This window comes from Streptomyces sp. NPDC104309, from assembly GCF_055584025.1.
In genome coordinates this window covers 230390-240044 of record NZ_JBVJMV010000010.1, presented here as the reverse complement: position 1 = coordinate 240044, position 9655 = coordinate 230390, and the positions used below count along the sequence as shown (strand labels likewise).

Sequence of the window (9655 nt, the reverse complement as noted above, 5' to 3'; positions counted from 1 at the left end):
CAATCTGGGGGGCTTCCGGCCCCCAATTGTGTTTGTTTACCGCGGGCCATTCGTGGGGTTCACCCCCGGGGGGGGGGCCCCCGGGGGCCCCCCCCCGACCCCCGGCCGCGCTGCCGACGACATCGACCTGGACAGGTACAAGAGTCAGGGACGATCTCATGGGCCGAATGAATCAGCCACCGAGGTTGCCCGAAGGCAGCTTCGCGGCCTGGACCCGCGACCGGCTGGCACTGGCGCGCCGCGGCGCGGACGAGTGCGGGGACGTCTGGCAGCTGGAGCCGGGTGTCTACGTAGCCGCTACCGCCGGGCCGTGTGAAGAAGTCCTGCGCCGCGCGCAGGACTTCCCCAGGGCACCCTCGCCTCTCTTCCCACCATTGAAGCGGTCGAGCGGAGCACCGACGCCTGAGGAGCGCGCGCACGCTCACGCCGCCCGCATGCGCGGACTACGCCCGCAGGCGGTTGAAGCCCGGATCGGTGAGATTGCGCCCAGGGCCGCTCGATTTCCTGACCAGTGGCCCACGGGTCAGGACGTCGAGATTCTGCCCCTGGTCCGGCACGCCCTGACAGAGATCGGCGTGCACTACCTCTTCTCCGAAGACGCTCCCACCCTGCTGCCCTTTGCCTCACAGCTCTTCCTGGCCCGGGAGGCGCTGGTACGCCCCTCGCGCTGGGTATGGCCGCGCTGGATCCCCACACCGGCACGGCGGTTCCGCAGACGGCAGCAAGTCGCCTTCATCAACGCTTTGCGGCCCATCGTCCGCCGGCGCCGTTCATCGGGCCGGCTCGGTGACGACATGCTGGGACAGATGCTCCGGCCATCCTCCCACTACGGCCTGCTGCCGGAAGAGGCCATCCTCGACACTCTGCCCGGAATCACCGTCGCCACCTTCGAGACACCGTCCCGGGCAGCCGGATGGATCCTGCTCCACCTGGCCCGGCACCCCCACGCGGCGGACCGCGTCGCGGCCGAGGCCGCCTTGCTGCCCGCGGATCCGGCCGTGACGACCAGCACCCACCTCGACAGCCTGCAATACACCCAGGCACTGGTACGCGAGGTGCTCCGACTGTTCCCCCCGAGCTGGCTACTGACCCGGCGCGTCAAGCGACAGACTCAGCTCGCCGAATACACCATCGACGCCGGGTCCATCGTTCTCGTCTGCCCCTACACTGCGCAGCGCGACGCACGGGAACACCCCGAGCCGGACCAGTTCCAGCCCGAGCGCTGGCTCGATGACTCGGGCTCGTCGGCGAAACCCGGAGTATTCCTGTCCTTCGGTACCGGGCCGCACGGCTGCGAGGGAGCCGCTCTGGCCATGGCGATGCTGACGCTCCTGACTGCGCAGACCGCCCGCCGCTACCACTTGAGTGAGCCGCCCGGACCGGAACCCGGCTACCGGGTCGCCACCTTGGAAGGTCTCGCACCTGTCGGCTTGCGCCTGCGTGCCACCTTGCGCAGCTGAGGGCAGTCCCGTTCCGACTGCCAACCGGGAGCGGAAGTCATCGCCCTTGGCAACGGCTTGCTCCTTCGTCCAGGCACGGTAGCTTGCGGCGGACCGCGGTAGATCCAGCCGGCTCCCTCGCCGCCCGTCATGGTCGGCGAAGCGCGTGAACGGTGTCCAGCCGTCGGGCTCGATAACGCGTAGGCGTACCCGTTTGCCAGTCCAGGGCGACGCCGACCCTATTTGATCACCCTGCAGTGCGCGCGAGGCTGAGAGGCACGCTCCCAACCTCTAGGCAACGTTGTCTCGACTGGCTATGGTTCAGAACCGACCCACGGAGGGCGGCAACTACGGCCTTGTGCCGGGACAGCTCGTGTCGCACTGGTCGACGGCCCTAGTTCATTGCCATCGGCTATCTGAACAGGGGCGATCCTCGCGTAAGTCGATGGGAAAGCTGCTGATGTAAAGCCAGCACCTTCAGGCAGGCGAAGGTGTCCCGAGCGAGTGTGCTGCATCGCTAGGCAACGTTGTCTCACCTCGTTGTGTTTCAAGGCCCGAACCTTGGAGGGAACCGGAGATGGCCGACATCATGGATCTGGCGCAGTTGTGGGCCGACCATGACGCGATCCACGTGCACGGCGTCGAGGTCGCTCTGCTGACCGGAGGGTCGCCTCCCGAGGTGGAGCACGACGAGGACGGCGCGGTGGTCCACCTTCGGGGCCGCCCGGCCGGACCGGTGCTGCTGCGTCTGGACGTCCCGATCGGCGACGCCGTCGGCTACTGGCACCCGGCGGCCGGCTGGGACCGGCACCTGGTCGCGGACTGGGCGAGCGGCTGGCACCGCGTCGGCCTCGTCGCCTCGGCGCCGCTGGGCTGCCTGTACGACGCGGCCGGCTCGGCGCTGCTGGCCTTCACGTCCGACCGGGTCACGGCGACGACCAGGATCCGGTTCGGCGTCGCGGAGGCCACGGCCCGCTTCGGGGTCTGGCTGGCCATGGAGCTGCGTCCGGGAGAGAGCTGCCGCATACGCGTCCAGGCCCCGGGACGCTCCTTCGCCGACACGATGCGGGCCCTGACACACCGGCTCCGCGACGGCGACGCGTTGCCCACGCCGGACGCGGCCCGTACTCCGGCCTACTCGACGTGGTACTCCCTGCACCGGGACGTGGACGCGGCGCGCGTGGAGGCCGAGGCGGCGCGCGCGGCCGAGGCCGGCTGCGGAATCCTGCTGCTGGACGACGGCTGGCAGCAACGGGCCCAGGGCCCCGGCTACTCCGGCAGTGGCGACTGGACGCCGGACCCGGCGAAATTCCCCGACTTCGCCGCTCACGTCAAGACCGTTCAGGGCCTCGGACTGCGCTACCTGGCCTGGATCGCCCCGCTGCTGCTCGGCGAACGCACCCTGGCGCACGAGAAGATGAAGGAGTTCGCCCCGCACGCCGTGCCGCGCCTTTCGTGCCGTGTCCTCGACCCGCGCCACGAGGAGGTCAGACGGTTCGTCACCGAGGCCTGCGTGGACCTCGTACGCCGCTACGGTCTGGACGGACTGAAGATCGACTTCCTGGATTTCGCGATGCTCCACGCCCAGGAGGAGGACGGCCGGGCCGGCACCGACATCGGCGTGGCGATGCGGTTGCTGCTGACCGAGTTGCGCGAGAGACTGCGCGAACTGCGTGGCGACGAACTGCTCGTCGAACTCCGGCAGCCCTACACCGGTCCGGGCATGGCCGGCTTCGGAAACCTGCTGCGCGTTCAGGACTGCCCGGCCGACGCGACCGCCAACCGGGTGCGGACGCTGGACATCGCCGCCACCGCGGCCGGATCCGTCCACTCGGACATGCTGATGTGGGACCCCGGGGCGACGGCGGAGACGGCGGCCAGGCAACTCCACTCGGCCCTGTACGCGACCCCGCAGCTCTCCGTGCCACTGGCCGCGCAGTCCGCCGAGCACCGCGCGATGACGGCCTTCTGGCTCGGGTTCTGGCGGGACCACCGCGACGTCCTCACCCGCGGCGAGATCCGCGCGGGACGGCCCGACCAGCTCTACCAGACGGTGATCGCGAGCGCCGGGAAGCGAGCCGTGATCACCTACTACGCCGAACACCGGGTCGCCCCGCTGCGCCTCGAAGCCTTCACCGAGACCGCCCTCGTCAACTCCACCGCCGCCGCGCATGTGGTCCTGGACGTCGACGGCCGTGCCGTGGAGGTCCGGCTGGACGCCGCGGACGCCTGCGGCCGGCCCGCCGGTTCGTCCGTCCGGACCCTGGGCCCCGGCCTGCACTCGATCCCCGTTCCCCCCTCCGGTCTGTGCGTGCTCAGGCCGGTGCCACCCGCGGATTGCCCGCGCTGACGTCTGGAGAGGTCCGCTCGTGTCGAACAGCCAAGATCGACGTCCTCGTACCACCGCGGAATCGCCGGCCCCCGGCGAGATGTCCCGCCGCACACTCGTGGGCCTGGGGGCGGCGACCGTCCTCGGAGCAGCGGCCACCGGCGTTCTGGCGCCGCGCGCCCAGGCCGCCGGAGCGGCCGCCCCGCAGTCCGCGGCGGCGGGACCCACGGTCACCCTCGCCTTCTCCGACCCGACCGGGCTCTACCCGGTCGACGGCGACACCCCGGCGACCCCCGACCTGCTGGTCTCCGTGACCAGCCCCACCGCGCTGAGCGGAACCGTCGCCTGGTCCGTCTCGGCCCGGAACCAGATGCCCGGAAGCGGAACGGAGCCCTTCGAGGTGGCGGCGGGCGCCCCGAGCACCGTCACGATCCCGCTCGGCCCGCTCGGCCCCGACTACTACCTGGTCACCGCGACCGTCACGGACTCGGCCGGGGCGCAGTTGCTCGCACAGACCGTCGGACTCGGCGTGATCCGGCCCACGGTCGCCGGACGGCGTCCGCAGTCGGTGTTCGGCATGGGCATCCGGCCGGAATCCACCCCGGCAGTCACCAAGCAGATCGCGCAGCGCATCGGCGTGAAGTGGACCCGGGGCATCGCCTCTGTCCAGCCTGACACCGTGTCCCCGAAAGCGGGTGTGTTCTGGCAGCAGCCCCAGATCGATGTCGCCCGAGCCGAGATAGCCGACTGGCACGAGCACGGCATCGAGACCCTCGGCGGCATCAACTACAACATGTCCTGGAACGTCCAGCCGGGCCCGAACGGCGAGCCGCTCAAGCTGTACCAGAACCGGCCCAAGGACATGGCCGCCCATGTCGAGATGGTCTACCACGCGATCGCTCCGTTGCAGGACCTGGTCCCCAACTGGGAGCTGTGGAACGAGCCGTGGGTCCATGGCTGGACCTGGAAGACCGGCGACGCACAGGACTACCGGGACATGTGCCGGATGATCTGGGAACGCGTGAAGCCGGAGTACCCGGACGTGAACCTGATCGGCGGCGGCTCGGTCTCGTACAACCGTGACGTCGTCTACGCCCAGGGCTCCAAGGACACCGGCTACATCGACGGTTCGGTCAACCACGCCTACGGCTACCCCGACGCCACGCAGTACGCGATGACCAAGACGCAGATCAAGATGGACAAGCTCTGGTCGCGGACGAAGGGGCGCGCCGGACAGTGGCAGACCGAGCTGGGCACCGCCACTCGCTACAACTTCGCCGACCTGCCCCCCGAGGAGGCCGCCTACGGGGTGGCCCGGACGCTGGCCCCCACCTATCTGCTGCACATGCTCGCCGGTGCCGAAGAGGACACCTCCATCCGGATCTTCTGGTTCTCCCTGTCCTACGACAAGGGCTACTCCGGCGACGACTTCAACATCTACGACGCGACGACCAGGACTCCGCGGCCCGTGGTGGTCGCCTACGCGACGATGACGAGCCTTCTGGAGGACTCGGCGCTGCAGGAGGAGTTGTACCCCGACGCGAAGTCCACATGGGGCTTCCTCTTCCGCGGCGCGGACGGCAAGGGCAGGGCCGCCGTCTACGCCGACCAGCTCTACGACGGCACCGACGAGCACCAGAGCGCCGGTCACACCGGCACCCTCACCCTGAACGACGCCCGCGGCATCCGCGCCTACGACTACCTCGGGCGCCGGCTCACCGACGGCAGGTCGTCCCGTGTCACGCTGACGCTGAAGCCGTGGGAGGCCGTCTACTTCGACAGCGACCTGTCACCGGCCGCGCTCCGCAAGGCACTGACCGAGGGCGCGCGCTTCGACTACACCACGCCGCTGCACGTCAGCCCCCTGTCCTTCGTGAAGCCGCTGGACTCGACGAGCACCATCGACGTACGGGTGGAGAACGTCACGCCGAAGGCGCTGGACGTCTCGCTCGGGATCACCCCGCCGGCGGGCTGGCGGCTGGGGCGGCGGACGGTGCCGGTCAACGGGATCAAGCCCGGGGAGTCCCGCGTCGTCTCCTTCCCCGTCACGAAGCTCGATGCCGACGCGACGAACCGGTACACCGTCGGATACGACGTCACCGTGGCTCACCGGCCGGGCTTCCACCAGAGCGGATCGCAGACCGTCCAGGTCGCCTATCTCCCGTTCCGGCACATCAGCGTCGGCGGGAGCGCCAGCCAGTGGAACGATGTCATCCCGGTGACGATGACCAGCGTGACCGCCGCCGGTGACAGCAGGACCTACTCGTTCCAGGCCGCCTGGGACGATGCCTTCCTGTATGTCAGGGCCCTGGTCGGAGACGATCTCCAGGTGTCGAACCCGGCGTTCACGGCCGACGAGTACAAGTTTCCGTTCCAGGCGGACAGCGTCCAACTGGCCTTCGACGCCACGGCCGACAAGACCGAGGACCTGCTGGCCGGCGACCCGCACTACGAGAAGTGCCTGCGGTCGATCTCGCACCTGTACGTCGCCACCCTGGCCACCGGCGGCCGTTCCGAGCTGCACCGGCAACTGGCGCCCGGCACCAACTACCAGACCTTCTACCCGACCAATGCCGTTCTCCCGACACCGCTCGGCCCGATGGACGCGCAGCCCGCCGACGGCACCGAGGGCCGGGTGCTCGTCTCCAGGGACGACACCGACAAGCAGACCAGATACGAGATCGCCCTCGCCTGGAGCCAGCTTCCGGAACTGGCGGCACAGGTGAGAGCCGCCCGTCCGGGGGGCGTCACCCCGGCCACGTTCGCCTTCCAGGTGCAGGACGCCGGAACGACCGGTCACGGGGCCACCTACTGGACGACGCAGTCGGAGCCCCCGACGTCGGGGTGCTACAACTTCGCCCCGTTCTGGGGCACCGGCGCACAGTTCACCGGTGGTCGCGTCGACACCCGGTGGGGCATCGGGCGCTGAGCGGCCGGGCCCTGCGTGGCGGCCGCCCGGCGGGAGTCCGGCGGCCGGGCGTCCCCGATGCCGGACTCCCCACCCGCCCCCGCGACACCCCGCACACGCAGCCAGGAATCCGGACCGACGAACCGGAAACCGGACCGAGGACGACCTGCGATCCCGGCGGAGGAACCGGAACGAACACGATCCGCATTCCCGACCGAGGAACCGGACCCAGCGTGGACCAGCGGTACCCGTCGGCCCGGCGCTCGCACTCGTGGTGAGCGCCGGCCAGAACCAGGAGCCACACCCGTGAGCGACACCCCCGACAAGCCCATCGAGCCGCCGTGGGCGCAGCCCTCCGGCGTCCGGATCACCTCGGTCCGGGCCATCCTCACCGCACCGGCCGGAACGACGCTCGTCGTCGTGCGGGTCGACACCAGCGAACCCGGACTGTACGGACTGGGCTGCGCCACCTTCACCCAGCGGGCGGCGGCGGTCGCCACCTCGGTCGACGAGTACCTGGCGCCGCAGCTGATCGGGCGCGACCCCGCCGACATCACCGACATCGCCTCGACCCTGCACGTCAGTGGCTACTGGCGCTCCGGCCCGGTGCTCAACAACGCCCTGTCCGGGGTGGACATGGCGCTGTGGGACATCAAGGGGAAGCAGGCAGGGCTCCCGGTGTGGCAGCTGCTCGGCGGCCGGTGCCGTACCGCGGTTCCCCTGTACGCGCACGCCCAGGGGCGGGACGCCGAGGAGGTGGCCGACGAGGTACGCGACCTGATGTCCCAGGGCTACCGGCACGTGCGCTGTCAGGTGGCCGTACCCGGCGCGGGCACCTACGGGGCGCCGGCCGCCGCGGCCCCGGTCGGCTCCCGCCCGCCCCTGACCCCGAACGCCTGGGACCCGGCGGCGTACCGGCGCACCGTGGGCGTGTTGTTCGGGCATCTGCGCCAGGAGCTGGGCTTTGAGGTCGAGTTGATCCACGACGTCCACGAACGGGTGCACCCCACCGACGCCGTGCGGCTCGCGAAGGACCTGGAGCCGTACGACCTGTTCTATCTGGAGGACCCGGTCGCGCCGGAGGACATCGAGTGGCTCCGTACCCTGCGCAGCCGGACCGTGACTCCCATCGCCATCGGTGAACTGTTCACCAACCCCGCCGAGTACCGGCCCGTGGTCCAGGAGCGGCTGTGCGACTTCATCCGCGTCCACGTCTCCGCCATCGGCGGCATCACGCCGGCCTGGCGCCTCGCGGGCGCGTGCGAACTGTTCGGCGTGCGGACCGCGTGGCACGGCCCCGGTGACGTGTCGCCCATCGGCCATGCCGCCAACCTGGCCCTGGACCTGGCCTGCCCGAACTTCGGGATCCAGGAGCAGCACCTGTTCGGGGCCGCCGCGCGGGAGGTGTTCCCCGGCTGCCCCGAGATCCACGGCGGCCACCTGTGGCCGAGCACCGCACCCGGACTCGGCGTCGACTTCGACGAACGCCTTGCCCTGAAGTACCCGCCCCGGTTCCCCGCCCCCGGTGGTGTGTGGAAGCCGCCGCGACGAGCAGACGGTGCCCTCCAACGCCCCTGACCGACCGCCCGAAGGAGCCCGACCCATGAGACCCCGTACACCCTTCACGATCCTCGCCGCGTCCGTCTGCCTGGCCACGGTCCTCGGCGCCTGCACCACCCCGTCCTCCGGAAGCGGCGGCGGTGGAGCGAAGCAGAACGTCACGCTGACCGTCGCGGAGTGGACCAACCCCGGCGCCGTCGAGTTCACCAAGGAGCTCAACGCCAAGTTCGAGAAGGCGCATCCGGGAGTCACCGTCAAACTGCAGACGGCCCCGAACGCCAACGGCGCCTGGCAGCAGCTGTGGAACAGCATGCTGCAGTCCAAGTCCCTCGATGTCCTCGCCCAGTTCCCCCCGACCCAGCAGGGCTACGCCCCCGACTACACCAACCTCAAACCCGGAGGGGCGGCCGCACTCATCACATCCGGTCAACTGACCGACCTCAAGGACCAGCCGTTCATGAAGCAGTACGACCCGCAGGTCCAGTCCGCAGCGGTCGGATACAAAGGCGGCGTCTACGGCGTCATGGCCGCCGAGTACGTCGGTGCCGGTGCGATCTGGTACAAGAAGGACCTGCTCGCGAAGCACGGCCTGTCCGTTCCCACCACGTACCAGGAATTCCTGGACGCCTGCGACAAGCTCAAGAAGGCCGGGATCACACCGATCTTCGTGTCCGCGCAGAGCGGCATGCACGGCGGCGTGTGGCAGGGCATCGCGAATCAGATGATCATGAAGGGGCACCAGCCCTCGGAGTCCGTCAAGGTGTCCGAGGACCGGGCCACCGCATTCTGGAAGGGCACGCAGTCCTGGACCGACCCGGTCTACAAGGAGATCTCGCAGCGGCACACCAAGATCATGCAGTACATCGAGCCCAATGCCTCGGGCGTGTCCCAGCAGACCGCGCCCGGCGTCTGGGCCACGAAGGCCGACAACTACCCGTTCCTGCTCGACGGCTCCTGGGACGGGCTGACCATCCAGCAGGCCAACCCGAAGCTCAACCTCGGGTTCTTCGCCCTGCCGGGCACCGATGATCCGGCGGCCAACCGCGTCGCGTTCAAGCCGGACCTCACCTGGGTCGTTCCGACCACCGCGCCGCACAAGGACCTGGCGATGCAGTGGCTCGCGATGTTCTCCGAGCCCGACACCTACAAGAAGTGGCTGGAGCAGACGGGCTCCATCTCCACCCAGCCGGCGCTGCAGAACACCGGCCTGCCCTGGATGGACTGGCTGAACGGCCACATGAGTGATGCCTTCCCGCAGCTCACCAACCCGTGGATCCCGGTCGGGGCGCCCATCGAGGCGGGCGGTCCCGATCTGTACAAGATGAAGCCGATCGGCAGCGACAGCATCGACACCCTCCTGTCCTCCTCGGCATCGGCCTACCGCAAGTCGGTCGGCAAGTAACGAGCGCACTCTCGGAA

The 9655-nt window shown here is 69.7% G+C and carries 5 protein-coding genes; all 5 read left to right on the top strand.

All coding sequences use genetic code 11. The features are described 5' to 3' along the window. Positions 1-167: 167 nt before the first annotated feature. The 5 genes from ACZ68L_RS17510 to ACZ68L_RS17490 all read left to right on the top strand — a co-directional run bounded on the left by ACZ68L_RS17510 (position 168) and on the right by ACZ68L_RS17490 (position 9638). Complete coding sequence (locus ACZ68L_RS17510) at positions 168-1460, top strand: cytochrome P450 (RefSeq protein WP_469577693.1); 1293 nt, start codon at positions 168-170, stop codon at positions 1458-1460. A 556-nt stretch (positions 1461-2016) separates the two neighbouring features. Continuing rightward, on the top strand, positions 2017-3789 hold the full coding sequence (locus tag ACZ68L_RS17505; RefSeq protein ID WP_469577692.1) for an alpha-galactosidase: 1773 nt from the start codon (positions 2017-2019) through the stop codon (positions 3787-3789). A 79-nt stretch (positions 3790-3868) separates the two neighbouring features. Beyond that, the gene (locus ACZ68L_RS17500) at positions 3869-6697 is read left to right on the top strand and encodes a DOMON domain-containing protein (protein WP_469577691.1); all 2829 of its coding nucleotides are present in this window, start codon (positions 3869-3871) and stop codon (positions 6695-6697) included. 285 nt (positions 6698-6982) lie between these two features. Then, the gene (locus tag ACZ68L_RS17495) at positions 6983-8254 is read left to right on the top strand and encodes an enolase C-terminal domain-like protein (protein WP_469577690.1); all 1272 of its coding nucleotides are present in this window, start codon (positions 6983-6985) and stop codon (positions 8252-8254) included. Positions 8255-8279: 25 nt separating this feature from the next. Next, the gene (locus ACZ68L_RS17490; protein ID WP_469577689.1) at positions 8280-9638 is read left to right on the top strand and encodes an ABC transporter substrate-binding protein; all 1359 of its coding nucleotides are present in this window, start codon (positions 8280-8282) and stop codon (positions 9636-9638) included. Positions 9639-9655 lie beyond the last annotated feature (17 nt).